The organism is Agrococcus sp. GW821-FHT14H11, assembly GCF_058803545.1.
In genome coordinates this window covers 114,606-139,148 of the sequence record NZ_JBXAPA010000004.1, presented here as the reverse complement: position 1 = coordinate 139,148, position 24,543 = coordinate 114,606, and the positions used below count along the sequence as shown (strand labels likewise).

Sequence of the window (24,543 nt, the reverse complement as noted above, 5' to 3'; positions counted from 1 at the left end):
GCCGCACCGGCGATAGGATCGGGGGGAACCGTGAGGAGAGCCGTGACCGCCCAACCGAGCACCTCGCAGAGGCTGCTTCCGTGGCACCTCCCTGCGATGCGCGCAGTGCCGGCCCTCGTCGTCGGCCTGCCGCTGCCCTTCATCCCGCTGCACTCGCCGCTCGTCGGGCTCGTGACGCTCGCCGTGCTGGCCGGCGGCACCGCCGCGGCGCTGTGGCTCGGCCGCGCGCTCGTGCCTGCGGGCGCGGCTCGCTGGCCGGTGCCGGCCGCTGCGTGGTCGGCGCTCGTCGCCGTCGTCGCGGTGGTGCTCGCGCTCGCCGCGCCCACCGAGACATCGCTCGGCCTGCTGGTCGCGGCGTGGGCGCTCGTCACCGGCGCGCTGGAGCTGCGCGGCTGGTGGCGGATGCGGGGCGAGACCGACCAGCGCACGCTGCGGCTCGTGCACGACTGGCGCGCCGTCGGCGTGCTCGCGATCATCCTGGGGCTGGTGTTCGCCTTCGTGCGCGACGCCGTCACCCTCACCGGCATGCTCGGCGCCTACGCCGTCATCGTCGGCGTCTACCACGCGCTCGCGGCGCTCTCCGCACGCCCGGCGCGCACCACGAGCGAGCGGAGCGAGGCATGAGCGAGCAGCAGCAGCACGACGACGGACCCATCCAGCCCACGCGGCGGCAGCAGCTGAAGCCCTTCGAGTACCTGGCGTTCGCCGCCGTCGCGGGCGCGTTCGTGGGACTCGTGATCCTGCTGTCGGTGCGCGACGTCGTGCTCGCGCTCGTGTTCGGGGGCGTCGGCTTCATCGGCACGCTCCTCATCACGGCGACGCTGATGCTCGCGATCAAGCCGAAGGGCCGCTCGGCGGCCGACCTCGACAAGCGCGAGGGCTTCGAGCGGTGAGGCGCGCAGCGCCCGTCGGCGCGGGCGCCCTCGCGGCGCTGGTGCTCGCGCTCGCGCTCGCGGGCTGCTCGATGTCGGCCCTCGGGCCTGCGCCGCAGCCGACCGCGACCGGGAGCGGCACGCCCCGCGACGCATCCGCACCGGACGGCCCGCACCTGACGGCCGAGGGGCGGGTGTTCGACCCCGTCGCCGACGACGTCGACCCCGACGGCGAGTGCGAGGGCGAGTCGGGGCGCGAGACGCTCGAGCTGTTCGACCGGGCCGCGTGGCCCGAGCTCGACGTGCGCGCGGGCGAGGCGCGCATGACGTGCGGCAACGCCGACGGCGCGGGCTGGCGGCACATCGCCGACGGCCACACGGGCGACTTCGACGAGCTCGCGGCGCTCATCGGCGCCGAGTGGGAGGACGTCGCGTGGTTCGCGATCGACCGCGCGCTCGAGCAGCCGACGCGCGTCGAGGCGTACCGCGACGACATCGTCAACTACGACGTGCTCGTCGAGCACGTGGAGGGCGGCGAGGTGCAGCGCTCCTGGATGGTCACGGTCGGCGTCGGCCTCGGCTCCGGCCAGATCATCACGGCGTTCCCCGACGAGCAGCGCTGACCCGGCCTGGCAGGCTGGGTCGCATGCGCGATCTCGTGGACGTCGACTGGCTGGCCGAGCACCTGCGCGACGACGACCTCGTCGTGCTCGACGCGAGCATGGCGCCGCCGGGCTCGGGCGACCCGCTGCCGGCCGACGGCATCCCGGGCGCCGTGCGCTTCGACCTCGAGGGCGCCTTCTCGCGCCACGACGAGTCGGATGGGCTCGGCCCGGTGGGCGTGCACGACATGCCCGCGCCGGCCGACTTCGAGCGCGCGCTCCGCGCGATCGGGGTGCGCGCGGGCGACCGGGTCGTCGCCTACGACGCGGCCGGGCTGTTCTCGAGCGCCCGCGCCTGGTGGATGCTGCGGGCCGCAGGCATCGACGCGGCCGTGCTCGACGGGGGCCTGCCCGCCTGGACCGACGCGGGGCATCCGCTCGCACCGGTCGCGGCGTCGACCGGTCGCGACGGCGACGTCGTCGTGCGGTGGGATGCGTCGGCGCTCGTCGACGCGGACGCCGTCGCGGCCGCGCTCGCCTCGGGCGAGGCCGCGGTGCTCGACGCCCGCTCGCCGAGCCGGTTCTCGGGCGACGAGCCCGACCCGCGCGAGGGCGTGCGCGCCGGCCACATGCCGGGCGCGGGATCGCTGCACTACGCGACGCTCGCCCCGGGCGGCCGCATGCTGCCCCCGGAGCAGCTCGCCGAGCGGCTGCGGGCGGCGGCGGGGGAGCGGCCGATCGTCGCGAGCTGCGGCTCGGGCGTGACCGCCGCCGTGATCGCGCTGGCCGCGACGCTCGCCGGCCGCGAGGTGGCCGTCTACGACGGCTCGTGGTCGGAGTGGGGCCGTGCCGACTCGGGCCGCCCGGTCGCGACCGGCGCCTGACGCGGCCGCTGCTGGCAGCCCAGCGGCCGGCGAGTGGGGCCGCTGCGCCCGACTAGGTCGGGCGCGCCGGCCCCGCTCGGGCGCAGCCGCCCCAGTCGGCGCGGGCGGCGCGCAGCGCACGCGCACCGGCGCGCCGCTTCTTTGAGCGGTTCACGATTGTGGCTAGGGTGGGGAGCGTGACCGAGACCGACGCCGAGCTGCTCCGCGAGCGGGGCCTCCGCGTCACGCAGGGGCGGCTCGCGGTGCTCGACGTGCTCGAGCGCATGCCGCACGCCGACGCCGAGAGCGTGCACTGCGCGCTCGAGGCCGCAGGCCACGACACCTCGGTGCAGTCGGTGCACAACGTGCTCGGCGACCTCACCGCCGCCGGGCTCCTGCGCCGCTTCGAGCCCGAGCGCTCGCCGGCCCGCTACGAGCGCCGCGTCGACGACAACCACCACCACGCGCTGTGCGCGCGCTGCGGCCGCGTCGAGGACGTCGACTGCGTCATCGGCGAGGCCCCCTGCCTGCACGCCGACGCCCCGCCCGGCTTCACCGTGCAGGCGGCGGAGGTGACGTTCGTCGGCGTCTGCGCCGACTGCGGCGGCCGGGAGGCGGACGCCGCCTGACCGGCCCCGTCGGGGCCGCACCCGACGACGCGGGCACCGTCGCCCATCCGCACCGCCGACGTCGCGACCGCGCCCGCGCGACCGCGCGCACCCAGACCTGACCAACGACACGCAACGGAAGAGGAAGCATGACGACACCCACCACGAACAGCGTCGGCACCCCGATCGCGAGCGACGCGCACTCGCAGAGCGTCGGCGCCGACGGCGCGATCGCGCTCACCGACCACTACCTGGTCGAGAAGCTCGCCCACTTCAACCGGGAGCGCGTGCCGGAGCGCGTGGTGCACGCCAAGGGCGGCGGCGCCTACGGCCGGTTCGTCACGACGGGCGACGTGAGCGCGTACACGCGCGCCGCGCTCTTCCAGCCGGGCGTCGAGACCGAGATGCTCGCCCGCTTCTCGACCGTCGCCGGCGAGCAGGGCAGCCCCGACACGTGGCGCGACCCGCGCGGGTTCGCGCTGAAGTTCTACACGACCGAGGGCAACTACGACCTCGTCGGCAACAACACCCCCGTCTTCTTCATCAAGGACGGCATCAAGTTCCCCGACTTCATCCACTCGCAGAAGCGCCTGCCGGGCTCGCACCTGCGCGACAACGACATGCAGTGGGACTTCTGGACCCTGAGCCCCGAGTCGGCGCACCAGGTCACGTGGCTCATGGGCGACCGCGGCCTGCCGAAGAGCTGGCGCCACATGGACGGCTTCGGCTCGCACACCTATCAGTGGATCAACGCCGACGGCGAGCGCTTCTGGGTGAAGTACCACTTCAAGACCGACCAGGGCAACGCGTTCCTGCCGCAGGCGGAGGCCGACGAACTCGCCGGCAGCGACGCCGACCACCACATCCGCGACCTCTACTCGGCGATCGAGGAGGGCGACTTCCCGTCCTGGACGCTCTCGGTGCAGGTCATGCCGTACGCCGACGCCGCGACCTACCGCTTCAACCCCTTCGACCTGACGAAGGTGTGGCCGCACGGCGACTACCCGCTCATCGAGGTGGGCCGCATGACGCTCGACCGCAACCCCGGGAACTACTTCGCCGAGATCGAGCAGGCGGCGTTCAGCCCCGCCCACTTCGTGCCCGGCATCGCGGCGAGCCCCGACAAGATGCTGCAGGCGCGCATCTTCAGCTACGCCGACGCGCACCGCTACCGCATCGGCGTCAACCACGCCGAGCTGCCGGTGAACGCCGCGCGGGCGACCGAGGTGCACTCCTACGACAAGGAGGGCTCGATGCGCCACGGCTTCCGGCCCGCGTCGGCGCCCGTGTACGCGCCGAACTCCTTCGGCGGACCGGCGGCGGATGCGGCTGCGGCCGGTGACGACCGCGGGTGGCAGAGCGACGGGGAGCTGATCCGCGCTGCCGCCACCCTGCACCCCGAGGACGACGACTTCGGCCAGGCCGGCACGCTCGTGCGCGAGGTGCTCACCGACCCCGAGCGCGAGCGGCTCGTGGCGAACATCGTCGGCCACGTCGGCAAGACGCGCGTGCCCGAGATCCGCGCCCGCGCCATCCAGTACTGGAAGAGCGTCGACGCGGGCCTCGGCGCGCGCGTCGAGGCGGGGCTGACCCCGATCGACGAGCCCCGCACGTCGCTCGCGTCGGAGCCGGTGCGCACGCCCGCCGTCTTCTGATCCACGGCGCCCTCGCGCCCGCGGCCCGCACCGGCACCTCGCGGGGGCGGGCCGCGTCGCGTCGGGCGTGTGGCGCGATGGCAGGCCTCAGGGGCGCAGCAGCACCTTCACCGCGCGCCGCTCGTCCATCGCCCGGTAGGCCTCGGCGGCCTCGTCGAGCGGCAGCTCGAGGTCGAAGACGGCGGATGCGTCGAGGTCGCCGGCGAGCACGGCCGGCACGAGCTCGGGCAGGTAGCGCACGACCGGCGCCATGCCGCCGCGGAGCCCGATGTTGCCGCGGAACGCCGTCGGCCAGGGGATCTGCACGCCGTGCGGCACGCCGACGAAGCCGACCGTGGCGCCGGGGCGGGCGGCGCCGAACGCTGTGAGCATCGACTGCTCGGTGCCCACGCACTCGAGCACCGCATCCGCCCCCACCCCGTCGGTGAGCTCGCGCACCGCCTCGACCGCGTCGTCGCCGCGCTCGGCCACGAGGTCGGTCGCGCCGGAGGCGGTCGCGATGCGCTGCCGCTCGGGGTTGCGCGAGAGGGCGATGATGCGCTCGGCGCCGAGGCGCCTCGCCGAGAGCACGCCGCACAGGCCGACGGCGCCGTCGCCGACGACGACCGCGGTCGAGCCGGGCACGACGCCGGCCGAGACGGCCGCGTGGTAGCCGGTCGGCAGCACGTCGCTGAGGGCGAGCACCGCCGCGTGCTGCTCGGGCGCGGGCGCCTCGTCGAGCACGAAGCACGTGGCGTCGGCGTTCGTCACGCGCGTCAGCTCGGCCTGGCCGCTGCCGGTCATCGCGAGCTCGACGCAGCCCTGCGTCTGGCCGGCGAGGCAGTGCACGCAGCGGCCGCAGCAGTGGTCGAAGGGCACGATGACGAAGTCGCCGACGCGCACGCGCGCGACGTCGGGACCGATCGCCTCGACGACGCCGATCGCCTCGTGGCCGATCGTGCGGGGCTCGGGCACCTCGTTCGCGCCGCGGTAGGGCCACAGGTCGGAGCCGCACACGCAGCCGGCGACGACGCGCACGATGGCGTCGGTCGGCCGCTCGAGCGCGGGGTCGGCCCACTCCTCGACGCGGATGTCTCCAGGGGCATGCAGGATGGTCGCTCGCATGCCTCCAGCCTGGCACGCGGTGCCCGCGCGCGCGGCGAGCGCGGGCGCGGGCGCGGGCGGCGCGCGCCTACGGCAGGCGGTCGACGAGCGCGCTCGCGACGCCCGTGTAGGCGTGGGGCGTCAGGCCCCGCAGCCGCTCCTTGGCGGCATCCGAGATGTCGAGCCCGTCGACGAACGCGATGAGCTCGGCCTGGCCGACGCGCTGCCCGCGGGTGAGCTCCTTCAGCTGCGCGTAGGGGTCGGCGATCGACGAGCGGCCCGCGAGCACCTCGGCGCGGATGACCGTCTGGATCGCCTCGGCGAGCACCTCCCAGTTGCCCTCGAGCGCGGCGTCGAGCGCGGCGTCCGAGACGGCGATCTCGCCGAGGCCGCGGCGCAGGTTGTCGAGCGCGAGCAGCGAGTGGCCGAGCGCGACGCCGATGTTGCGCTGCGTCGACGAGTCGGTGAGGTCGCGCTGCAGGCGGCTCGTGACGAGCGTCGCCGAGAGCGACTCGAGCATGGCCGAGGCGATCTCGAGGTTGGCCTCGGCGTTCTCGAAGCGGATCGGGTTGATCTTGTGCGGCATCGTCGACGAGCCGGTGGCGCCGGCGACCGGGATCTGCGTGAACGCGCCGAGCATGATGTAGGTCCACACGTCGGTGGCGAGGTTGTGCAGGATGCGCCCGGCGTGCGAGATGGCGCCGAAGAGCTCGGCCTGCCAGTCGTGCGACTCGATCTGCGTCGTGAGGGGGTTCCAGGTGAGCCCGAGGTGTTCGACGAAGGCGGATGCGGTGGCCGGCCAGTCGGCGTCGGGCTCGGCCACGACGTGGGCCGAGAAGGTGCCCGTGGCGCCGGCGAACTTGCCGAGCACCTCGACCTGCTCGATCCGCCTCGCCTGCCGCTCGAGGCGCCAGGCGACGACCGCGAGCTCCTTGCCGAGCGTCGTCGGCGTCGCGGGCTGGCCGTGCGTGAGCGACAGCATGGCGCGGTCGCGCTGCTCGACGGCGAGCTCGCGCAGGCGGTCGATGACGGCGCGCAGCGCCGGCATCCAGACATCCTGCACGGCGGTGCGGATCGTGAGGGCGTAGGAGAGGTTGTTGATGTCCTCGCTCGTGCAGGCGATGTGCACCGCCTCCGAGAGCCGCTCGAGGCCCTGCTCCGAGAGCCGCTCGCGCACGAGGTACTCGACCGCCTTCACGTCGTGCCGCGTGACGGCCTCCTTGCCGGCGAGCCAGTCGACCTCGTCCTGGCCGAACGCGGCCGCCCACTGCCGCAGCGCATCCGCGTCCGCGGCGTCGACCGGGCTCGCGCCGAAGAGCCGGTGCTCGGCCACCCAGAGCAGCCACTCGACCTCGACGTGCACGCGGGCCCGGTTGAGGCCCGCCTCCGACAGGTGCTCGGCGAGCCCCCCGACCTGCCGCTGGTAGCGGCCGTCGAGGGGGGAGAGGGGCTGGGCGGGCAGCGACATGGGGCTCCTTCAGGGGCGCATGGCGGGCTGGATCTGGCGGAACAGCCTGCCGACGGCGGTCTCGATCTGGCGCAGGACGGTGCCGAAGAACGCGTCCTCCGAGTAGTAGGGGTCGGGCACGTCGGGCCCGGTGGCGTCGGGGTCGAACGACAGCAGCAGCCGGATCTTGGAGTGCTGCTCGTCGGTGCGGGCGAGCGAGCGCAACGCGCGCTCCTGGCCCCGGTCGAAGGCGATCACGAGGTCGAACGAGTCGAGCCACTTGGCCTTGAACTGCTTGGCGCGGTGGGCGACGGCGTCGTAGCCCGCGTCGCTGAGCGCCGCGAGCGTGCGCGGGTCGGCGGTCTCGCCCACGTGGTACTCGCTGATGCCGGCGCTCGCGACCAGGAGCCGCTCGGCGACGCCGCGGCGCTTGGCGAGCTGCTCGAAGACCGTCGCCGCCATCGGCGAGCGGCAGATGTTGCCGGTGCACACGAAGCAGACCCGGAAGCGGGTCGCATCGGCGAACTCCCGGTCGATGGTCACACGCCCCATTGTGGCAAACCCGGGACGCCGCGGGGGCGGTCGCCGGCAGCGCTGTCCACAGGGGCGCCGTCGGGCGCAACGGGCGCGGGCCGGTGGATGCGACGGTGCGGCTCGGAGGTGGGCCCATGACGATGACGGATGCGGCTGCGGCGGCCATGCGCGCGAAGGCCGCCGGCGAGGCGCGGGCGGCGATCGCGGCGGTGCAGCGCGCCGGCCGGCTGCTCGACGACGCGGCGTCCCTCGTGGTGCTGCGCGGGCAGGAGGCGTGGCTCGGACCCGCGCGCGACGCGTTCGACGCGCGCGGGCTCGCGCTGCGCGACCGGCTCTCGGCGGAGGAGCACGAGCTGCGCGTGCTCGCGCTCGCGATCGAGGGGGCGATGTGAGCGGCGGCCGGGGCGAGGCGCGCGACGGCGGCGGGGGCGCGTTCGGCGGGCCGGTCGCGGGCGGCGGCGCCTTCGGCGGCCACGAGGGCGGGGGCGGATCGTTCGGCGGCCCGGGCTGGGGCGCCGCGGCCGCGGCCCCGGCGGCGCCGAAGGCCGGCGTGGAGGTCGCGTGGGACCCGAGCGTCACGGGTGCCGCGTGCGCGCAGCTGCGCGACGCGGCCTGGCGCGTGCGCGACGCGGTGCGCGCGCTGCACGCCGCGCCGCCCCTCGGGCACGCGTCGGCACCCGGCATCAGGGTCGCGGCGCTCCGCGACTGCGCCGCCGCCATCGACGACCGGGCGGCGGCCGCGCAGGCGCTCGTCGTCGAGCTCGACCGCCTGCACGACGACACGATGCTCGCCGGCCGCGCCTACGAGCTGGCGTCGGATGCCGTGCTGCGGCTCGTCGAGGAGCTCGCGGGCGGGGTCGCGTGGGGCGCCGGCGTCGCCGCGCGGGGCCTCGTGGCCGGGGCGGTCGGCTCGGCGCCGGCGTGGATGCCGCTGCTCGCGGTGGGCGCGGGCGCGGCGCTCGCGATCGGCCTCGTCGCCGTGCCGCTCGCCGCCCGGCTCGCGGCGACGCATCCGCAGCACGCGGCGGCGCTGCTCGCCCACGCGGAGGCCGCGGGCGTCTCGGTCGAGCAGCTCATGGCGCAGGCGGCGTCGTTCTGGGATCGCTCGAGCGAGGCGCTGCTCGCGCAGCCCGGCTTCGTCGGCGCGCTCGGGCTCGCGATGGAGTCGACCGACGAGGCGCTCGCGGGGTTCCTCGGCGTGCCGCTGCCGGTCGCGGCGCGGCTCGAGTCGGCGATCGGGCAGGACGAGCAGCTCGCGCTGCTCGCCGCGGGCGCCGCGCTCGGCCTCCGGGTGGGCGGCGGCCTGTCGCCGGTGCGGGCGGGCGCGGTCACCCCGGTGCAGCCGCCGGTGCGGCCGGTCTCGTCGCCGGGGCAGGCGATGGCGATCATCCGCGACCAGGAGCAGCAGGTCGTCGTGCACGAGCTGCGCATGCCCGACGGCTCGCGCCGCTTCCAGGTGTTCGTGCGCGGCACCGAGACCTTCCGCACCGACCCGGCGACGGGCCTCGACGGGCCGGCGAACGTCGAGAACGCGGCCTCGACGCCGCACCTGCTCGTCGGCTCCGACGCCGCGGTGGCCGAGGCGATGGTGGCCGCGGGCGTCGGGCCCGACGACCCGGTCGACCTGTTCGGCTACTCGCAGGGCGGCGCCGCGGTCGCGAACGTCGCCGCGTCGGGCCGCTTCGACGTCGAGTCGGCGCTGCTCATCGGCGCCCCGTCGGCGACCGCCGAGATCCCGCCCGAGGTCGCGGTGCTCGCGGTCGCGCACGCGGGCGACCCGACCCCCGCGGCCGACGGCCTCGCCGACGGCGGCGGCCCGCCGCAGATCCTCGTCGAGAGCGCCGGCGGCCACGGCACGGGCTTCGCCGCCCGCCACTCGCAGGACGAGTACGTCGAGACGCTCCACCGGGCCGCGCGCGACGACGTCGTGGTCGCGCGCTGGACCGAGCGGATGCGCACGGTCACCGAGGCCGGCACGCCGGTCGCCGGGTACGGGGTGCACGTGCACCGCGAGTGAGCTGCGCGAGGCTGAGCGCTCCGGGCTCACCTCTCGCGAGGACGCTCCTTGCCGAAGATCGGCCGCGTCACGATCGTGATCAGCCAGGTGAGGAAGGCGATGCAGACCGCCGCGAGCATGCCCCACCAGAAGTTCTCGACGTCGATCCCGTAGCCGACGAGCTGCGAGAGCCAGTGCACGATCATCAGCAGGAACGCGTTCACGAAGAGCGCCACGATGCCGATCGTGAGGATGTAGAGCGGGAACGCGACGATGCGGATCAGGTTGCCGATCGTGGCGTTCACGAGCGCGAACACGAGCGCCACGCCGAGCGTCGTCACCGCGAGGTGCCACCACTGGCCGCCGAACGGCACGATCTCGATGCCCGGCACGAAGAGGGTCACGAGCCAGATCGCCACGGCGGTGAAGATCACGCGGAGCAGGAAGCGCATGGCCAGATCATGGCACCCATATCCCCCAACCGAGCCGAGACTCGCAATAGCCTGAGCCGGTGACTGTGCGACTTCGACCCGAGATCGCGTCGGTGCCCCCGTACCAGCAGGGGCGGCCCGCGCCGGAGGGCGGCTACAAGCTCTCCAGCAACGAGAACCCCTTCCCGCCGCTGCCGGCGGTGGTGGAGGCCGTGCAGCGGGAGGCGGAGCGCGTGAACCGCTACCCGCGGCCCGGCGCCCCCGAACTGAAGGCGGCGCTCGCCGCCCAGCTCGGCGTCGACGTGGAACGGGTGCTCATCGGCGACGGCTCCGCGTCGCTCCTGCAGCAGCTCATCCACGCGGTCGCGGGCCCCGGCGACGAGGTCGTCTACGCCTGGCGCTCCTTCGACGCCTACCCGCTGTTCGTGCGCACCGGCGGCGCGACGCCGGTCGAGGTCCCGAACGACGCGCAGCACGCGCACGACCTCGACGCGATGGCCGACGCGATCACCGAGCGCACCCGCGCCGTCATCGTCTGCAGCCCCAACAACCCCACCGGCACGATGGTCGGCGCGGCCGAGCTCGACGCGTTCCTCGCCCGCGTGCCGTCCGACGTGCTCGTCATGCTCGACGAGGCCTACGTCGAGTTCGTGCGCGAGCCGACGTTCGACGGCATCGCCCTCCAGCGCGCGCACGACAACGTCGTCGTGCTGCGCACCTTCTCGAAGGCGCACGGCCTCGCGGGCCTCCGCGTCGGCTACGCCGTCGGCGACCCCGCGGTGCTGCGCGGCGCCGACCTCACGGGCGTGCCGCTGTCGCAGACGGCACTCGCCTCCGCCGCCGCGCTCGCCGCCATGGCGCACGTCGACGAGACGATGGCGCGGGTCGCGCGGCTCGCCGAGCAGCGCGACGCGCTCTGGCAGCGCCTCGTCGACGCGGGCGTGCCGGTGCCGAAGCCGCACGGCAACTTCGTCTGGGTGCCCTCCCGCACCGACCAGCAGGAGGCGATCCACGACATCCTCTTCGCCAACCGCATCGTCGCCAAGGTCTTCCCCGACGGGGTGCGCATCTCGATCGGCGAGCCCGAGGCCGACGAGCACGTTCTGGCGGCGGCGACCGCGATCCGGGCGCTGCCGTGACCGGTGCCGCCACGGCGACCGAGCCCATCCGCCTGCTCGACGCGGAGGGCGCGCTCGTCGAGACCGACGCGAACGCGCAGTGGCGCGAGCTCGCCGCGCAGCTGACGACCGACGACCGCCTCGCGATGCACGGCGAGATGGTGCGCACCCGCGCGTTCGACATCGAGGCCGGCCACCTGCAGCGGCAGGGGAAGCTCGGCCTGTGGGTGCCGTCGCTCGGGCAGGAGGGCGCGCAGGTCGGCGCGGCGTGGGCCGCGCGCGACCAGGACACGCTCTTCCCCAGCTACCGCGAGCACCTGCTCGCCCTGCACCGCGGCGTCGAGATGCGGCAGATCATCGACATCTTCCGCGGCGCGAGCCACGGCGGCTGGAGCCCGCTCGAGGTGCGCGGCATGCGCATCTACTCGCTCGTCATCGCCACCCACGCCCTGCACTCGACCGGCTACGCCATGGGCATCCGGCTCGACGGCGCGTGCGGCACCGGCGACGAGGCGGTCGACGAGGCGGTCATGGCGTTCTACGGCGACGGCGCCGCGAGCCAGGGCGACGCGAGCGAGGGGCTCGTCTTCGCCGCGAGCTACGAGGCGCCCATCGTCTTCTTCGTGCAGAACAACAAGTGGGCCATCTCGGTGCCCTCGAGCCGGCAGAGCCGGTTCCCGCTGCACGAGCGCGCCCGCGGCTTCGGCCTCGACGCGGCCTGGGTCGACGGCAACGACCCGCTCGCGTCGTTCGCGGTGACCCGGCGGATGCTCGACGCGGCCAGGCAGGGACGCCCCGGCTACGTCGAGGCCGACACCTACCGCATGGGGGCGCACACCACGAGCGACGACCCCACCCGCTACCGCACCTCCGACGAGGAGGAGGCATGGCGCCGCCGCGACCCGATCGCGCGCATGGCCGTGCACCTGCGCTCGCTGGGCGTCGACGACGCCGCGCTCGCCGCGCAGGAGCAGGAGGCCGCTGAGCTCGCCGCCGACATGCGGCGGCAGACGCTCGCGGCCGGCACCGCCGCGAGCGACGACATCTTCGACTTCGTCTACGCCGAGCCGCATCCGCTCATGGACGAGCAGCGGCAGGCGCTCGCCGACTTCGAGGCCGGCTTCGGGAGCGGGTCGTGAGCGCGCAGGGCGCGGCGGCCGCGCAGGCGACCACGATGCCGATCGCGAAGGCGCTGAACTCTGCGCTCCGCGAGGCGATGCGCGCCGACGAGAAGGTGCTGCTCATGGGCGAGGACATCGGCCCGCTCGGCGGCGTCTTCCGCATCACCGAGGGGCTGCACGCCGAGTTCGGCGGCGACCGCGTGCTCGACACGCCGCTCGCCGAGTCGGGCATCATCGGCACCGCGATCGGCCTCGCGATGCGCGGCTACCGGCCGGTCATCGAGATCCAGTTCGACGGCTTCGTCTACCCCGGCTTCGACCAGATCGTGTCGCAGCTCGCCAAGATGCGCGCCCGCCACCGCGGCGCCGTCTCGATGCCGGTCGTGATCCGCATCCCCTACGGCGGCCACATCGGCGCGGTCGAGCACCACCAGGAGAGCCCGGAGGCGTACTTCGCGCACACCGCGGGCCTGCGGGTCGTGAGCCCGTCGACGGCGAACGACGCGCACTGGATGCTGCGGCAGGCGATCGAGAGCGACGACCCGGTGGTCTTCCTCGAGCCGAAGGCGAAGTACTGGACGAAGGGCGAGGTGCTGCCCGAGCCGACGGCCGGGCTGCACGACGCGGTCGTCGCGCGCCAGGGCAGCGACGTGACCCTCGTCGGCCACGGCGCGATGGGGCACGTGCTGCTGCAGGCGGCCGAGATCGCCGAGGCCGAGGGCACGTCGTGCGAGGTCGTCGACCTGCGCTCGCTGTCGCCCATCGACTGGGCGCCGATCATCGCGTCGGCCGAGCGCACCGGCCGCGTCGTCGTCGCGCAGGAGGCGCCCGGGCACGTCTCGGTCGGCTCCGAGGTCGCCGCCACCATCGCCGAGCGCGCCTTCTACTCGCTCGAGGCGCCGGTGCTGCGCGTGTCGGGCTTCGACACCCCGTTCCCGCCCGCGCAGCTCGAAGCCGTCTACCTGCCCGACGCCGACCGCGTGCTCGACGCCGTCGACCGCGCGCTGGCCCACTGACCGGAGGAAGCGATGCAGGAGTTCAGGCTGCCCGACCCCGGCGAGGGGCTGACCGAGGCCGAGATCGTCAGCTGGCGCGTGAAGCCCGGCGACGCGGTGCGCGTCAACGACGTGCTGCTCGAGGTCGAGACTGCGAAGTCGCTCGTCGAGCTGCCGAGCCCCTTCGAGGGCACGGTCGAGGCGCTGCTCGTCGAGGAGGGGCAGACCGTCGAGGTGGGCGCGCCCATCATCCGCGTCTCCGGCGGGGACGCGGATGCGGTGGAGTCGTCGAGCGACGTCGAGCAGACGGTCGTCGAGGAGGGCTCCGGCGACGAGGGCGGCGCCGTGCTCGTCGGCTACGGCGTGCGCGGCGGCGCGCAGACCCGGCGGCGGAAGCCGCGGACGGTGCGCGAGGCGCCCGCGGCGTCGAGCGCGCCTGCTCCCGCGCCGCAGGCTGCGCCCGAGCGCCCCACGGGCGCCGACGCATCCGCCCCGGCCCCGGCCGGGCGCGCGCTCGCGAAGCCGCCGACCCGCAAGCTCGCCAAGGACCTCGGCGTCGACCTGGCCTCGCTCACCGGCACCGGCTCGCGCGGCGAGGTGACGCGCGACGACGTCATGCAGGCGGCCGACGGCGGCGGTGCTGCTCCCGCAGCAGCCCCGGCGGCTCCGGTCTGGACGGGGGAGCGCGAGGAGCGCATCCCGGTGAAGGGCGTGCGGAAGGCGATCGCGCAGGGCATGGCCGCGTCGGCGTTCACCGCGCCCCACGCATCCGTCTTCGTCGACGTCGACGTGACGCGCACGATGGAGTTCGTGCAGCGGCTGAAGGCGTCGCGCGACTTCGAGGGCGTGAAGGTCTCACCGCTGCTCATCGTCGCGAAGGCGGTGCTGTGGGCGCTCGCGCGCTCGCCGCACATCAACTCGACCTTCACCGACGACGAGCTGGTCGTGCACCACTACGTGAACCTCGGCATCGCGGCGGCCACGCCGCGCGGGCTGCTCGTGCCGAACATCAAGGACGCGCAGGACCTGTCGCTCCGCGAGCTCGCCGCCGCGATCCAGTCGCTCACGGCGACGGCGCGCGAGGGTCGCACGCCGCCTGCCGACCTGCAGCGCGGCACGTTCACGATCACGAACATCGGCGTCTTCGGGATGGACACCGGCACGCCCATCCTCAACACCGGCGAGGCGGGGATCCTCGCGTTCGGCTCGATCCGGCAGAAGCCGTGGGTGGTCGACGGCGAGGTGCGCCCCCGCTGGGTGACGACGGTGGGCGGCTCGTTCGACCACCGCGCGGTCGACGGCGACGTCATCAGCCGCTTCCTGGCCGATGTCGCGTCGATCCTCGAGGAGCCGGCGCTGCTGCTCGACTAGGCAGCAGCGTGGCCGCTAGTCGAAGAGCGGCCCAGCCGGCGAGCGCCACCACTCGTCGTCGGGCGTCACCGGCACGCGGCGCTTGTGCTCGGTGCGCTCGTAGCGGGTGGTGATCTGCTCGGCGACCTCGTCGGGCACGGGCTGCCCCTCGAGGAACGCGTCGATCTGCTCGTAGGTGAGGCCGAGCTCGTGGGTGTCGAGCTGCCCGGGCTTGTCGTCGAGCAGGTCGGCGGTCGGCGGCTTGGTGCGCAGCCGCTCGGGCGCGTCGAGCTGCTGCAGCAGCTCGCGCCCCTGGCTCTTCGTGAGCCCCGCGAGCGGCAGCAGGTCGGCGCCGCCGTCGCCGAACTTCGTGTAGAAGCCGGTCACCGCCTCGGCGGCGTGGTCGGTGCCGAGCACGAGCAGGCCCAGCTGGCCGCCGATCGCGTACTGCGCGATCATGCGCGCGCGGGCCTTCACGTTGCCCTTGTGGTAGTCGGTCACCTCGCCGATGGCGGCCTCGACCGACGCCTCGAGCGCGTCGACGCCGGGCTTGACGTCGACGGTCACCTCCCGGTCGGCGCGGATGAAGTCGAGCGCGAGCTGCGCGTCGTCCTCGTCGTGCTGCACGCCGTAGGGGAGCCGCACCGCGACGAACGTCGCCTCGGCGCCGCCCTCGCGCGCGCGCTCGACGGCGAGCTGCGCGAGGCGGCCGGCGAGCGTCGAGTCCTGCCCGCCGGAGATGCCGAGCACGAAGCCCTTCGCCCCCGTGTGCGCGAGGTAGTCGACGAGGAACCGCACGCGGCGCTCGAGCTCGGCGGGCGGGTCGATGGTCGGTCGGGATCCCAGGGCGGCGATGATCGCGGACTGCGCGGCGCCGGCTGCTTCAGTGGAGCGCTCCATGGCCGGAAGCCTACGCGCGCCGTGTGTCGGGCGTGTTGCGGAGGGCTGCGCGAAATTGACAATCGTTCTCAACAGCGCCTACCGTGGAGGTGCGCGGCAGGGTGCCGTGCTGGACAAGGACTGCAGATGCGAACCCTCACAGCGGCCGGCGCGATCGGCGCGATGGCCCTGGCCGTGACCGGATGCGCCGGCACGGCGAACGGCGCGGGCTCGGCCGGGGACCGGCTCGAGATCGTGACGACCACCACCCAGCTCGCCGACATCACGAGCGAGCTCGTGGGCGACGCGGCCGAGGTGACGAGCCTGCTGCAGCCGGGCGCCTCCGCGCACTCCTTCGACCCGGGCCCCTCGGCGCTCGGCGCGCTCGCCGACGCCGACCTGCTGATCGTGAACGGCGCCGGCCTCGAGGAGTGGCTCGACGACACCGTCGAGGCCTCCGGCTTCGCGGGCACCGTCGTCGACACCTCCGAGGGCCTCGAGCTGCTCGCCGCCGAGGGCGACCCGCACGAGGGGCACGACCACGGCGACGAGGCGGAGGGCGAGGAGCACGCCGACGAGGCCGAGCACGCCGACGAGGCGGGCCACGAGGGCGAGACCGCTGAGGAGCACGCCGAGCACGGCGAGTTCGACCCGCACGTGTGGACCGACCCCGCGAACGCGATCCTGCAGGCCGAGGCCATCCGCGACGCGGTCACGGCGGCCGACCCCGAGGCCGACATCGACGCATCCGCCGACGCCTACATCGCGCAGCTCGGCGAGCTCGAGGAATGGATGCGCGCCTCGATCGAGCAGGTGCCCGTCGACGAGCGCCTGGTCGTCACGACGCACGACACGTTCGGCTACCTGGAGCGCGCCTTCGACGTGCAGGTCGTCGGCACGGTGCTGCCGAGCCTCGACGACAGCGCCGACGCGAGCGCCGCGCACATCGACGAGCTCGTCGCCGAGATCCGCGAGACGGGAGCGCCGGTCGTCTTCAGCGAGAACGCGATCGACCCGCAGCTCGCCGCGACGATCGCCCGCGAGGCGGGCGTCGAGCTGCGGCAGGGCGAGGACGCGCTCGCTGCCGACGCGCTCGGCGCCGAGGGCACGCCCACCGGCACCTACATCGGCTCGCTCGTGCACAACACGACCGCGATCGTGACCGCGTGGGGCGCCGAGCCGCTGCCGGTGCCAGAATCGCTCTCATGAGCACCGCTCCGGAGGCCGTCGTCGAGATCGTCGACGCGGCCTTCGGCTACGGCGGCGCCCCGGTGCTCACGGGCGTCGGCTTCACCGTGCTGCCCGGCGAGGCGGTCGCGCTCATCGGCCCGAACGGCGCCGGCAAGTCGACGCTGCTCGCCGGCATCCTCGGCCTCGCCGAGCACGACGCGCGCACCTTCCGCGTGCCGGAGGGCCGCGGCGAGATCGGCGTGCTGCCGCAGTCGAGCGAGATCGACCCCGCGTTCCCCGTGACGCTCGAGCAGGTCGTCGCGATGGGGCGCACGCCCCGCCTGGGGCTGCGCTGGCCGGGCCGGAGCGACCGGCGGATCGTCGCCGACGCCATCGAGGCGGTCGGGCTCACCCCGCAGCGCCGCACCCGCTTCGGCGACCTCTCGGGCGGCCAGCGGCAGCGCGGCCTGCTCGCCCGGGCGCTCGCGAGCGAGCCGCGGCTGCTGCTGCTCGACGAGCCGTTCAACGGGCTCGACCAGGGCTCGAGGGATGCGCTGCTCGAGACCATCCGCACGCTGAAGTCCCGGGGCGTGGCCCTCCTCATCACGACGCACGACCTCGACCTGGCGCGCGCGGTCTGCGACCGCACCCTGCTCGTCAACCAGCAGCAGATCGCCTTCGACGACACCGACTGCGTGCTCACGCTCGAGCGCGTCGAGGCCGCCTTCGCCTCGCACGTGATGGAGATCGACGGCCACACGCTCACCACGACCGCGCACCACGAGTCCGAGCACAGCGCGCACCATCGCCTGCTGCAGGACGACGACGCGGAGCGCGACCGCGCCCAGCACCGATGACGGCGCCGCTCGCGGCGGTGCTCGACCCGTTCACGCCCTTCGCCGTGCCGTTCCTGCTGCGGCCGCTGCTGCTGCTGCTCGCGCTCGCCGTCGCTGCGGGCACGGTCGGCATGCTCGTGCACCTGCGGCGGCTCGAGTTCTCGGCCGACGGGCTCACGCACGCGGTCTTCCCGGGCCTCGCGATCGGCGCGGCGCTCGGCGGCGCCGCGGGGCTGCTGCCGGGCGCGCTCGGCGCCGCGCTCGTGGCCGCCGTCGTGCTCGCGCTGCTCTCCCGCCGGGGTCAGCCGCGCGACACCGCCGTCGCGATCGTGCTGACGACCTTCTTCTCCGTCGGCATCGTGCTCGTGTCGCTCTCCGAGGGCGCCGGCAGCGTCTCCGACTTCTTCTTCGGCCGCCTGCTCACCATCACGTGGGCCGACCTCTGGGTGGGCATCGCGCTCGTCGCCGTCGGCGTCGGGCTCGTCGTCGCGACCGCCCGGCCGCAGCTGTTCGCGGCGTTCGACCCCGCCGGCGCCCGCCGCTCCGGCCTGCCCGTGCTGGGCCTCGAGACGCTCGGCACCGTCGCGGTGGCGCTCGTCGTCGTCGCCGCCTCCGCCTCGGTCGGCACGCTCCTCGCGCTCGCGGTCGTGATCGTCCCGGCCGCGGCCGCGCGCGCCCTCACCCGCTCCCTGCGGGCGGCGGCGGTCGTCGCGGTCGCCTTCGGCGCGGTCACCGGATGGCTCGGGCTGTGGGCCGTCGTGCAGCTCGCGGAGGCGGGGGTCGACGCCGCCCCCGGCGCGACCGTCGCGCTCACGATGATCGCCGGCTACCTCGTGGCGCTCGCGGCGGGCGCGCTGCGCGGCCGCGTGCGGGGCCGGGCGGCGGTGGCCGCATGAGCCCCGACGTCGCCGTGCTCGACTGGCCCGCGCTCGACTTCTTCGGCCTCGCGATGGTCGAGGTGGTGCTCGCGGGTGCGCTCGCCGGCGTCGTCGGCGTGCTCGTCGTGCTGCGCGAGCGCGCCTTCTTCACGATGTCGCTCACGCACGCGACCTTCCCCGGCGCGGTGGCGGCCGCGATCCTCGGGGTCTCGATCCCGCTCGGCGCGGCGGTCGCCGCCGTCGCGCTCGTGGCCGTCGCCGTCGCCATCGGCCGGATCCGCTCCCAGGGCCCCGCCGTCGCATCCGGGGTCATGCTCACCGCGGGCTTCGCGCTCGGCGCGTTCCTGCAGTCGGTGGCGCCGCTCGCGATCGACGTCGAGTCGTTCCTCGTCGGCCAGGTGCTCGCGGTGACGGGCGCCGACATCGCGCTCACCGCGGTGCTGCTCGCCGTGGCGCTCGCGGTGTGGGCGCTCGCCGGCGGGCACCTGGTCTTCTCGAGCGTCGACGAGGAGGGCTACCGCAGCGCGGGGCTGCGCCCGTGGGCGCCAGAGGCGGTCGCGCTCGCGCTCATCGCGGCGACCGTGGTGGCGATCATGCCGGTCGTCGGCGCCATCCTCGGCGTCGCCCTCATCGTCGCGCCCGCGGCCACCGCACGGCTGCTCGTGCGCGACTACCGCTGGATGCTGGTGCTCGCGCCGCTCATCGGCATCGGGTCGGGCGTGCTGGGGCTGCTCGCGTCGCGCTGGCTCGACGTGGCCGCGGGCGGCGCGATCGCGCTCGTCGCGGCGCTCGCGTACGGCGCCGCGTGGCTCGCCCGCGCGCTCGCCGAGCGCGGCGGCGCCGCGCGGAGCGCCGCCGGCCGTGGGACCATCGAGGCGAGGACCCCATGACCGACACCACTCCCCGCCGATCCACGAAGCAGCGCGAGGCCGTGCGCGAGGCGCTCTCGGCGAGCGACGAGTTCGTCTCGGCGCAGGCGCTGCACCAGGCGCTGCGGCAGGACGGCTCGACCGTGGGCCTCGCGACCGTCTACCGCGCGCTCGCGGCGCTCGCGGCCGACGGCGAGGCTGATGCTCTCCAGGCGGGCGGCGAGGTGCTCTACCGCGCCTGCACGCCCACGCACCACCACCACCTCATCTGCCGCTCGTGCGGCCGCACCGTCGAGCTCGAGGCCGCGGCGGTCGAGCAGTGGGCGGGGCGGGTCGCCGCGGCGCACGGGTTCGTCGAGCCGGAGCACGTCGTCGACATCTTCGGCCTCTGCGCCGAGTGCGCCGCGCGTCGCGCCGCCGACGACGCGCGCTGATCCCGCGCCCGACCGGCGTCCACAGGGGCAGAGATCCCCATGGCGCAGCGGCGCCCGCTCCTGTGACACTGAGAGCATCCGACCGAGGAGGCACTCCGTGACGCATCCCGCCAGCGCCTACCCGTCCCAGCGGCCCGGCAGCGAGCCCGACGGCGCGCTCGACGGCGCGACCGTGCGGCGCCGCCCGTCCGCCGATCCCGCGCCCGGGCCCGCCCGCGCGCACCGCCGGATCCTCGGCATCCAGCCCGTGCTCTTCGTCGGCATCTGCCTGCTCGCGATCGTCACGGTCATCACGGTGGTGCTCATCTTCGTCGGCGACTTCGAGAGCCAGGCGGCCCGCGTCGTGTGGACGGTCGTCGTCTTCCTCGCGTTCACCGGCCTGCTGGCGCTCGACCTGCTGCTCGCGCGGCGCTCGGCGACGCCGCTCGTGATCGGGGTCGCCGCCAACGTCTACCTGCTCGCCGTGCTCATGATCGTGATCTGGATGCGCGGCACGGGCGGCGAGGATCGCGATCCGTGGGACGAGGGGTTCCTCTTCGGCGAGCTGTTCGGCATCGTGCTGCTGACGATCCTGGTCGTGCGCGCGGCCGCCGCGGGCGCGTGGGGGCTCATCTCGCTCGGCAACCGGGGGCGGGCGCAGATGGCGCGCGTGATCGGCCTCGTCGCGGCGGGCCTGCTCGGGCTCGTCGGCGTGCTGCTCACCCTGCACTTCGCGATCGACGCCCTCGGCGTCTCGGTCGAGGAGTGGTACTGGCGCTCGACCGTCGCCGCGATCGTCGTGACGGCGCTCGCGGCCTCGATCACCGTGCTCCTCTACTGGAACCGCCGCAACATCGACTGGCAGGAGGCCGAGGCGCGCGGCGAGCACGCGCGGCCCGCAGGCGCGCAGCAGCGCATCGCGCCGCCGAGCGCCGCCTCCGTGGGCGCGGGCGCGGCGGCAACCGGCGCGCCGACCGCTTGGCCCGCGCAGCCGGGCGCGACGGTCTGGCCCGGGCAGTCGGCCGCGCAGCCCGCCCAGCAGCCGCACGCGCAGCCGCAGCCGGGTGGCCTGCTGCCGTGGCCGACCTACCCCGACGGCACGCCGTACCCGATGGGGCAGGACGGGCAGCCGGTCTTCCCGCCCGCCCGCTGACGCGCCGCCCGCCGAGCCGCCGCCGAAGCGGGGATTGCCACGGCGCATCCGCATCGCGTAGGATTGCTCGTTGGTGCGGTCTCGGCCGCACAGCACACGCCCCCTCCAACTCCCGCAAGGGATCGGCATGGGCGTGGGCAGGCAAGTGATCTTGGGTGGGCCTCGGCCCACGGTACCCATCTGGAGGAAACCATGGCAGCCGTATGCCAGGTGACCGGAGCCGTTCCCGGCTTCGGGCACAACATCTCGCACTCGCACCGTCGCACGAAGCGCCGCTTCGACCCGAACGTGCAGCGCAAGACCTACTTCGTCCCGTCGCTCAAGCGCAACGTGACGCTCAACGTCTCGGCCAAGGGCATGAAGGTCATCGACGCCCGTGGCATCGAGGCCGTCATCCGTGACATGCAGGCTCGGGGGGTGAAGCTCTGATGGCGAAGAAGTCGCAGGACGTCCGTCCGATCATCAAGCTCCGCTCGACCGCGGGCACCGGCTACACCTACGTGACGAAGAAGAACCGTCGCAACAACCCCGACCGACTTGTGCTGAAGAAGTACGACCCCATCGTGCGTCAGCACGTCGAGTTCCGAGAGGAGCGATAAATGGCCAAGAAGAGCATGATCGCCAAGAACGAGCAGCGGAAGATCATCGTCGCCCGCTACGCCGAGAAGCGCGCCGCGCTCAAGAAGGCGCTCGTCGACCCCAACAGCACCGACGAGGAGCGCGAGGCCGCTCGTCTCGGCCTGCAGAAGCTGCCCCGCAACGCCTCGCCCGTGCGCGTGCGCAAGCGCGACGCCATCGACGGCCGCCCCCGCGGCCACGTCGGCGAGTACGGCATCTCCCGCGTGCGGTTCCGCGACATGGCGCACCGGGGCGAGCTGCCCGGCGTGACCAAGTCGAGCTGGTAACCACCCGCTCCGCTCGAAGGGCCCCGACCTCGCGGTCGGGGCCCTTCGTCGTGCTGCGCTGCGGCGGCGGCTACACGCGCCGGATGGTCGCGGCAGCGGGCGCCACCTGCAGCCAGCGCCAGCCGTAGGGCTCCAGCTCGAGCTCGAGCGTGCCCTCGATCGTCATGGTCGAGAGGTCGAAGCGGTCGTGCAGCGTGACCGCGCCCTCCTCGGCGGCGATCTCGAGCTTGACCGTCTCGTGCCGGTCGCCGAGGTTGTGCAGGGCGAGCATCGTCCAGTCGTCGCCCCGGCAGAGGTGCGCGAGCACCGCCTGCTGCCGGACGCCGATCACCTCGAGCGACGACCAGGCGAGGTCGGGCGCATCCCGGTACATGGTCGTCAGCTGCTGGATGTGCCGCCACAGCGACCCCGGGTCGCGGCGCTGGTCGGCGACGTTGCGCCGCTCCGGGCCGTACTCGCCCTCGACGACGGGCCGCGTCAGCGCGCGCGGCGGCGCCGTCGAGAAGCCGCCCTTCGCGTCGGGCTCCCACTGCATGGGCGTGCGCACCGCGTAGCGGCCCTCGATCTCGAGCTGCTCGCCCATGCCGACCTCCTCGCCGTAGAACAGCACCGGGCAGCCCGGGAGCGAGAACATCAGCGTGTAGACGAGCCGCACGGCGCGCTCGTCGCCGAGCATCGTCGGCAGCCGACGCCGGATCCCGCGGCCGTACAGCCGCATCCCCTCGTCCGGCGCGAACGCCTCGAAGACCTCCTCGAGCTCGTCGGGCGCGAGCTTGTCGAGCGTCAGCTCGTCGTGGTTGCGCACGAAGTTCGCCCACTGGCTCGCCTCGGGCAGCTCGGGCCGGTCGCGCAGCGCCTTCGCGAGCGGCCGCGCGTCCTTCCGCGCGAGCGACAGGAAGAGCTGCTGCATCGAGACGAAGTCGAACTGCAGGTGCAGGCCCGACGCCTCGCCCTCCGCCTCGAACCAGCGCAGCTGCTCCTCGTGCGGCAGGTTCACCTCGCCCAGCAGCATCGCCTCGCCGTTGCGGCGCGAGACGAAGCGCTGGATCGCGCGCAGGTGGTCGGGGCCCTGGTACTCGGGCGCCGTGCCCGTGGTGTCGGTGCCGTGGGCGGGGTCGTTGCTGAACAGGAAGGGCACCGCGTCGACGCGGAAGCCCGAGACGCCGAGCTCGAGCCAGAGGCCGAGGTTGCGCTCGATCTGCTCCTGCACCGGCGGATGCGCGATGTTGAGGTCGGGCTGATGGGCGCGGAAGTGGTGCAGGTACCACTGGCCCGTGCGGGGATCCTCGGTCCAGGTGGAGTCCTCCTCGCCGGGGAACACGGGCGGATCCTGCTTCGCCGGCGGGTTGTCGCGCCACACATACCAGTCGCGGTGGGGCGAGGTGCGCGAGGCGCGCGACGAGCGGAACCACGGGTGCTGGTCGGAGGTGTGGTTCATGACGAAGTCGATGATCACGCGCATGCCCTGCGCCCGCGCGACGCGGATGACCTCGACGAGGTCGCCGAGGGTGCCGAGCCGCGGGTCGACGGCGAAGAAGTCGGTGATGTCGTAGCCGTCGTCGCGGTCGGCGGTGGGGAAGAACGGCATGAGCCACAAGCACGTCACGCCGAGGTCGGAGAGGTAGTGGATGCGCGACACGAGTCCCTGCAGGTCGCCGATGCCGTCGCCGTCGGAGTCCTGGAAGACCTGCACGTCGAGGCAGTAGAGCACCGTGTTGCGCCACCAGCGGTCGGCCGACTCGATCGGGCGGGGGCTCATGCGGCGCCCTGCCCGGCGCCCGCGTCGGCGCCCGCGCCGGCATCGCGCACCGCGGGCAGCACGTGCTCGCCGAACGCGTCGATGAACGGCGCGAGCTCCTGCCCGACGTGGTGCAGGTACAGCTGGTCGAGCCCCGCGCCCACGAGCTCGTGGATGCGGTCGACGTGGCGCGAGAGGTCGCTCGAGATCCAGACGGCCTTCCGCAGCTCCTCCTCGCCGAGTCCGGCCGTGCGCCGCTCGAAGTCCTCCGGCTGCTCGAGCTCCCACGCCTCGGGCGCAGGCACGAGGTTGCCCTGCCACTGGTCGCGGGCGATGGCGAGCGCCTCGGCCTCGTCGGGGGCCCACGACAGGTGCAGCTGCCCGCACACGGGCCCCTGGCCGCCCGCGTCGCGGTAGGCGGCGACGATGTCGCGCAGGCCCGCCGGGTCGCTCGCGACCGTGATGAGCCCGTCGGCCCACGCCGCGTGGCGGCCCGCCGACTCGGGCGTGACGGCGGCGGCGAGCAGCGGCGGCGCCTCGACCGGCAGCGACCAGACGCGCGCGCGGTGCACCGAGATCTCGCCCTCGTGGGTCACCTCCTCGCCCGCGAGCAGCCGGCGCATGACGTCGACCGTCTCGACGAGCCGGCGCTCCCGCACGGGCTTCTCGGGCCATCCGTCGCCCGTGACGTGCTCGTTCATCGCCTCGCCCGAGCCGAGCGCGGCCCAGAAGCGGCCCGGGAACATCTCGCCGAGCGTGGCGATCTTCTGCGCCGCGATCGCGGGGTGGTAGCGCTGCCCGGGCGCCGTGACGACGCCGAAGCGCAGCGACGTCGTGGCGAGCGCCGCGGCGAGCCACGACCAGGCGTAGCCGCTGTGGCCCTGGTTCCTGCTCCAGGGCGCGAGGTGGTCGGAGCACATCGCCGCGTCGAACCCCGCCTGCTCGGCGCGCTGCACCGCGGTCAGCAGGGCGCTCGGCGGCAGCTGCTCGTGGGAGGCGTGGAATCCGATGTCGGCCATGCGCCCCA

At 74.4% G+C, this 24,543-nt stretch carries 28 protein-coding genes; 21 read left to right on the top strand and 7 right to left on the bottom strand.

The features are described 5' to 3' along the window. Positions 1 to 96 precede the first annotated feature (96 nt). The 6 genes from AC1RNL_RS06105 (at position 97) to AC1RNL_RS06080 (ending at position 4,600) form a co-directional block, all read left to right on the top strand. A complete protein-coding gene (locus AC1RNL_RS06105; RefSeq protein ID WP_492934726.1) occupies positions 97 to 624 on the top strand; it encodes a hypothetical protein in 528 nt (175 codons plus the stop codon). Beyond that, a complete protein-coding gene (locus tag AC1RNL_RS06100) occupies positions 621 to 893 on the top strand; it encodes an ABC transporter ATP-binding protein (protein ID WP_128190465.1) in 273 nt (90 codons plus the stop codon). Before AC1RNL_RS06105 ends, AC1RNL_RS06100 begins: the two co-directional genes overlap by 4 nt. Next, on the top strand, positions 890 to 1,495 hold the full coding sequence (locus AC1RNL_RS06095) for a hypothetical protein (protein WP_492934725.1): 606 nt from the start codon (positions 890 to 892) through the stop codon (positions 1,493 to 1,495). Before AC1RNL_RS06100 ends, AC1RNL_RS06095 begins: the two co-directional genes overlap by 4 nt. A 23-nt stretch (positions 1,496 to 1,518) precedes the next feature. Next, positions 1,519 to 2,358 carry a sulfurtransferase gene (locus AC1RNL_RS06090; RefSeq protein ID WP_492934724.1) on the top strand — a complete coding sequence of 280 codons (840 nt, stop codon included), beginning with the start codon at positions 1,519 to 1,521 and terminating at the stop codon, positions 2,356 to 2,358. A gap of 176 nt (positions 2,359 to 2,534) precedes the next feature. After that, positions 2,535 to 2,966: a Fur family transcriptional regulator gene (locus tag AC1RNL_RS06085; RefSeq protein WP_492934723.1), complete on the top strand. Its 432-nt coding sequence runs from the start codon at positions 2,535 to 2,537 to the stop codon at positions 2,964 to 2,966. Between the two features lie 128 nt (positions 2,967 to 3,094). Next, positions 3,095 to 4,600: a catalase gene (locus AC1RNL_RS06080; protein WP_492934722.1), complete on the top strand. Its 1,506-nt coding sequence runs from the start codon at positions 3,095 to 3,097 to the stop codon at positions 4,598 to 4,600. Positions 4,601 to 4,687: 87 nt separating this feature from the next. Here the strand turns inward: AC1RNL_RS06080 and AC1RNL_RS06075 are convergent, their stop codons facing one another. The 3 genes from AC1RNL_RS06075 to AC1RNL_RS06065 all read right to left on the bottom strand — a co-directional run bounded on the left by AC1RNL_RS06075 (position 4,688) and on the right by AC1RNL_RS06065 (position 7,673). Next, positions 4,688 to 5,704, bottom strand: a complete 1,017-nt coding sequence (locus tag AC1RNL_RS06075) for a zinc-binding dehydrogenase (RefSeq protein ID WP_492934721.1) — start codon at positions 5,702 to 5,704, stop codon at positions 4,688 to 4,690. Positions 5,705 to 5,771: 67 nt separating this feature from the next. Continuing rightward, a complete protein-coding gene (purB, locus tag AC1RNL_RS06070) occupies positions 5,772 to 7,151 on the bottom strand; it encodes an adenylosuccinate lyase (protein WP_492934720.1) in 1,380 nt (459 codons plus the stop codon). A 9-nt stretch (positions 7,152 to 7,160) separates the two neighbouring features. Next, the gene (locus tag AC1RNL_RS06065; RefSeq protein ID WP_225792633.1) at positions 7,161 to 7,673 is read right to left on the bottom strand and encodes a low molecular weight protein-tyrosine-phosphatase; all 513 of its coding nucleotides are present in this window, start codon (positions 7,671 to 7,673) and stop codon (positions 7,161 to 7,163) included. 125 nt (positions 7,674 to 7,798) lie between these two features. Here AC1RNL_RS06065 and AC1RNL_RS06060 point away from each other — a divergent pair, with 125 nt between their 5' ends. Further along, on the top strand, positions 7,799 to 8,056 hold the full coding sequence (locus tag AC1RNL_RS06060; RefSeq protein WP_146354563.1) for a hypothetical protein: 258 nt from the start codon (positions 7,799 to 7,801) through the stop codon (positions 8,054 to 8,056). After that, positions 8,053 to 9,681 carry a hypothetical protein gene (locus AC1RNL_RS06055; protein ID WP_492934719.1) on the top strand — a complete coding sequence of 543 codons (1,629 nt, stop codon included), beginning with the start codon at positions 8,053 to 8,055 and terminating at the stop codon, positions 9,679 to 9,681. Before AC1RNL_RS06060 ends, AC1RNL_RS06055 begins: the two co-directional genes overlap by 4 nt. Positions 9,682 to 9,707: 26 nt before the next feature. On the opposite strand, the gene AC1RNL_RS06050 is transcribed toward AC1RNL_RS06055, so the two are convergent. Beyond that, complete coding sequence (locus tag AC1RNL_RS06050; protein WP_146354559.1) at positions 9,708 to 10,112, bottom strand: phage holin family protein; 405 nt, start codon at positions 10,110 to 10,112, stop codon at positions 9,708 to 9,710. A gap of 59 nt (positions 10,113 to 10,171) precedes the next feature. Between AC1RNL_RS06050 and AC1RNL_RS06045 the strand changes: the two genes are divergently transcribed. The 4 genes from AC1RNL_RS06045 to AC1RNL_RS06030 are packed head-to-tail and all read left to right on the top strand — an operon-like array spanning position 10,172 to position 14,696. Further along, positions 10,172 to 11,230: a histidinol-phosphate transaminase gene (locus AC1RNL_RS06045; protein WP_492934718.1), complete on the top strand. Its 1,059-nt coding sequence runs from the start codon at positions 10,172 to 10,174 to the stop codon at positions 11,228 to 11,230. Then, entirely contained in the window at positions 11,227 to 12,348 is a 1,122-nt protein-coding gene (locus AC1RNL_RS06040) for a thiamine pyrophosphate-dependent enzyme (protein ID WP_128190581.1), read from the top strand. The genes AC1RNL_RS06045 and AC1RNL_RS06040 overlap by 4 nt, the downstream gene beginning before the upstream one ends. Before the next feature lie 35 nt (positions 12,349 to 12,383). Beyond that, positions 12,384 to 13,346 (top strand): alpha-ketoacid dehydrogenase subunit beta, encoded by a 963-nt coding sequence (locus tag AC1RNL_RS06035; RefSeq protein ID WP_310123958.1) that lies wholly within the window; start codon positions 12,384 to 12,386, stop codon positions 13,344 to 13,346. A 12-nt stretch (positions 13,347 to 13,358) separates the two neighbouring features. Then, on the top strand, positions 13,359 to 14,696 hold the full coding sequence (locus AC1RNL_RS06030; RefSeq protein WP_492934717.1) for a dihydrolipoamide acetyltransferase family protein: 1,338 nt from the start codon (positions 13,359 to 13,361) through the stop codon (positions 14,694 to 14,696). Positions 14,697 to 14,711: 15 nt separating this feature from the next. Here the strand turns inward: AC1RNL_RS06030 and nadE are convergent, their stop codons facing one another. Next, positions 14,712 to 15,575: an NAD(+) synthase gene (gene nadE, locus AC1RNL_RS06025; RefSeq protein ID WP_128190544.1), complete on the bottom strand. Its 864-nt coding sequence runs from the start codon at positions 15,573 to 15,575 to the stop codon at positions 14,712 to 14,714. Between the two features lie 126 nt (positions 15,576 to 15,701). On the opposite strand from nadE, the gene AC1RNL_RS06020 reads away from it, so the two are divergent. From AC1RNL_RS06020 to rpsN, 9 genes are all read left to right on the top strand, one after another. Then, complete coding sequence (locus AC1RNL_RS06020) at positions 15,702 to 16,763, top strand: metal ABC transporter substrate-binding protein (protein ID WP_310123105.1); 1,062 nt, start codon at positions 15,702 to 15,704, stop codon at positions 16,761 to 16,763. Then, the gene (locus AC1RNL_RS06015; protein ID WP_310123102.1) at positions 16,760 to 17,581 is read left to right on the top strand and encodes a metal ABC transporter ATP-binding protein; all 822 of its coding nucleotides are present in this window, start codon (positions 16,760 to 16,762) and stop codon (positions 17,579 to 17,581) included. The genes AC1RNL_RS06020 and AC1RNL_RS06015 overlap by 4 nt, the downstream gene beginning before the upstream one ends. Then, positions 17,578 to 18,456: a metal ABC transporter permease gene (locus AC1RNL_RS06010; RefSeq protein ID WP_310123099.1), complete on the top strand. Its 879-nt coding sequence runs from the start codon at positions 17,578 to 17,580 to the stop codon at positions 18,454 to 18,456. Before AC1RNL_RS06015 ends, AC1RNL_RS06010 begins: the two co-directional genes overlap by 4 nt. Then, entirely contained in the window at positions 18,453 to 19,328 is an 876-nt protein-coding gene (locus AC1RNL_RS06005) for a metal ABC transporter permease (RefSeq protein WP_310123096.1), read from the top strand. Before AC1RNL_RS06010 ends, AC1RNL_RS06005 begins: the two co-directional genes overlap by 4 nt. Beyond that, the gene (locus AC1RNL_RS06000; RefSeq protein ID WP_128190548.1) at positions 19,325 to 19,741 is read left to right on the top strand and encodes a Fur family transcriptional regulator; all 417 of its coding nucleotides are present in this window, start codon (positions 19,325 to 19,327) and stop codon (positions 19,739 to 19,741) included. The genes AC1RNL_RS06005 and AC1RNL_RS06000 overlap by 4 nt, the downstream gene beginning before the upstream one ends. 97 nt (positions 19,742 to 19,838) lie before the next feature. Continuing rightward, positions 19,839 to 20,873, top strand: coding sequence for a hypothetical protein (locus AC1RNL_RS05995; protein WP_310123089.1), 1,035 nt, complete (start codon positions 19,839 to 19,841; stop codon positions 20,871 to 20,873). Positions 20,874 to 21,065: 192 nt separating this feature from the next. Further along, positions 21,066 to 21,302 (top strand): 50S ribosomal protein L28, encoded by a 237-nt coding sequence (gene rpmB, locus AC1RNL_RS05990; RefSeq protein ID WP_128190402.1) that lies wholly within the window; start codon positions 21,066 to 21,068, stop codon positions 21,300 to 21,302. Beyond that, positions 21,302 to 21,472 (top strand): 50S ribosomal protein L33, encoded by a 171-nt coding sequence (rpmG, locus tag AC1RNL_RS05985; RefSeq protein WP_123696729.1) that lies wholly within the window; start codon positions 21,302 to 21,304, stop codon positions 21,470 to 21,472. Before rpmB ends, rpmG begins: the two co-directional genes overlap by 1 nt. Further along, a complete protein-coding gene (rpsN, locus tag AC1RNL_RS05980; protein WP_128190403.1) occupies positions 21,473 to 21,778 on the top strand; it encodes a 30S ribosomal protein S14 in 306 nt (101 codons plus the stop codon). It abuts the gene before it with no gap. Between the two features lie 70 nt (positions 21,779 to 21,848). On the opposite strand, the gene AC1RNL_RS05975 is transcribed toward rpsN, so the two are convergent. Both AC1RNL_RS05975 and AC1RNL_RS05970 read right to left on the bottom strand, forming a co-directional pair. Then, on the bottom strand, positions 21,849 to 23,537 hold the full coding sequence (locus AC1RNL_RS05975) for an alpha-amylase family protein (protein WP_492934716.1): 1,689 nt from the start codon (positions 23,535 to 23,537) through the stop codon (positions 21,849 to 21,851). Beyond that, positions 23,534 to 24,535, bottom strand: a complete 1,002-nt coding sequence (locus AC1RNL_RS05970; protein WP_128190405.1) for a TIGR03885 family FMN-dependent LLM class oxidoreductase — start codon at positions 24,533 to 24,535, stop codon at positions 23,534 to 23,536. Before AC1RNL_RS05970 ends, AC1RNL_RS05975 begins: the two co-directional genes overlap by 4 nt. Positions 24,536 to 24,543: the final 8 nt, after the last annotated feature.

Excerpts from the sequence above, each read along its gene's own strand:
- AC1RNL_RS06105 (WP_492934726.1), top strand. The coding sequence starts at position 97 with ATGCGCGCAGTGCCGGCCCTCGTCGTCGGCCTGCCGCTGCCCTTCATC.
- AC1RNL_RS06100 (WP_128190465.1), top strand. The coding sequence starts at position 621 with ATGAGCGAGCAGCAGCAGCACGACGACGGACCCATCCAGCCCACGCGG.
- AC1RNL_RS06090 (WP_492934724.1), top strand. The coding sequence starts at position 1,519 with ATGCGCGATCTCGTGGACGTCGACTGGCTGGCCGAGCACCTGCGCGAC.
- AC1RNL_RS06080 (WP_492934722.1), top strand. The coding sequence starts at position 3,095 with ATGACGACACCCACCACGAACAGCGTCGGCACCCCGATCGCGAGCGAC.
- AC1RNL_RS06075 (WP_492934721.1), bottom strand. The coding sequence starts at position 5,704 with ATGCGAGCGACCATCCTGCATGCCCCTGGAGACATCCGCGTCGAGGAG.
- purB (WP_492934720.1), bottom strand. The coding sequence starts at position 7,151 with ATGTCGCTGCCCGCCCAGCCCCTCTCCCCCCTCGACGGCCGCTACCAG.
- AC1RNL_RS06060 (WP_146354563.1), top strand. The coding sequence starts at position 7,799 with ATGACGATGACGGATGCGGCTGCGGCGGCCATGCGCGCGAAGGCCGCC.
- AC1RNL_RS06050 (WP_146354559.1), bottom strand. The coding sequence starts at position 10,112 with ATGCGCTTCCTGCTCCGCGTGATCTTCACCGCCGTGGCGATCTGGCTC.
- AC1RNL_RS06035 (WP_310123958.1), top strand. The coding sequence starts at position 12,384 with ATGCCGATCGCGAAGGCGCTGAACTCTGCGCTCCGCGAGGCGATGCGC.
- AC1RNL_RS06030 (WP_492934717.1), top strand. The coding sequence starts at position 13,359 with ATGCAGGAGTTCAGGCTGCCCGACCCCGGCGAGGGGCTGACCGAGGCC.
- nadE (WP_128190544.1), bottom strand. The coding sequence starts at position 15,575 with ATGGAGCGCTCCACTGAAGCAGCCGGCGCCGCGCAGTCCGCGATCATC.
- AC1RNL_RS06020 (WP_310123105.1), top strand. The coding sequence starts at position 15,702 with ATGCGAACCCTCACAGCGGCCGGCGCGATCGGCGCGATGGCCCTGGCC.
- AC1RNL_RS06015 (WP_310123102.1), top strand. The coding sequence starts at position 16,760 with ATGAGCACCGCTCCGGAGGCCGTCGTCGAGATCGTCGACGCGGCCTTC.
- AC1RNL_RS06010 (WP_310123099.1), top strand. The coding sequence starts at position 17,578 with ATGACGGCGCCGCTCGCGGCGGTGCTCGACCCGTTCACGCCCTTCGCC.
- AC1RNL_RS06005 (WP_310123096.1), top strand. The coding sequence starts at position 18,453 with ATGAGCCCCGACGTCGCCGTGCTCGACTGGCCCGCGCTCGACTTCTTC.
- AC1RNL_RS06000 (WP_128190548.1), top strand. The coding sequence starts at position 19,325 with ATGACCGACACCACTCCCCGCCGATCCACGAAGCAGCGCGAGGCCGTG.
- rpmB (WP_128190402.1), top strand. The coding sequence starts at position 21,066 with ATGGCAGCCGTATGCCAGGTGACCGGAGCCGTTCCCGGCTTCGGGCAC.
- rpmG (WP_123696729.1), top strand. The coding sequence starts at position 21,302 with ATGGCGAAGAAGTCGCAGGACGTCCGTCCGATCATCAAGCTCCGCTCG.
- rpsN (WP_128190403.1), top strand. The coding sequence starts at position 21,473 with ATGGCCAAGAAGAGCATGATCGCCAAGAACGAGCAGCGGAAGATCATC.
- AC1RNL_RS05975 (WP_492934716.1), bottom strand. The coding sequence starts at position 23,537 with ATGAGCCCCCGCCCGATCGAGTCGGCCGACCGCTGGTGGCGCAACACG.
- AC1RNL_RS05970 (WP_128190405.1), bottom strand. The coding sequence starts at position 24,535 with ATGGCCGACATCGGATTCCACGCCTCCCACGAGCAGCTGCCGCCGAGC.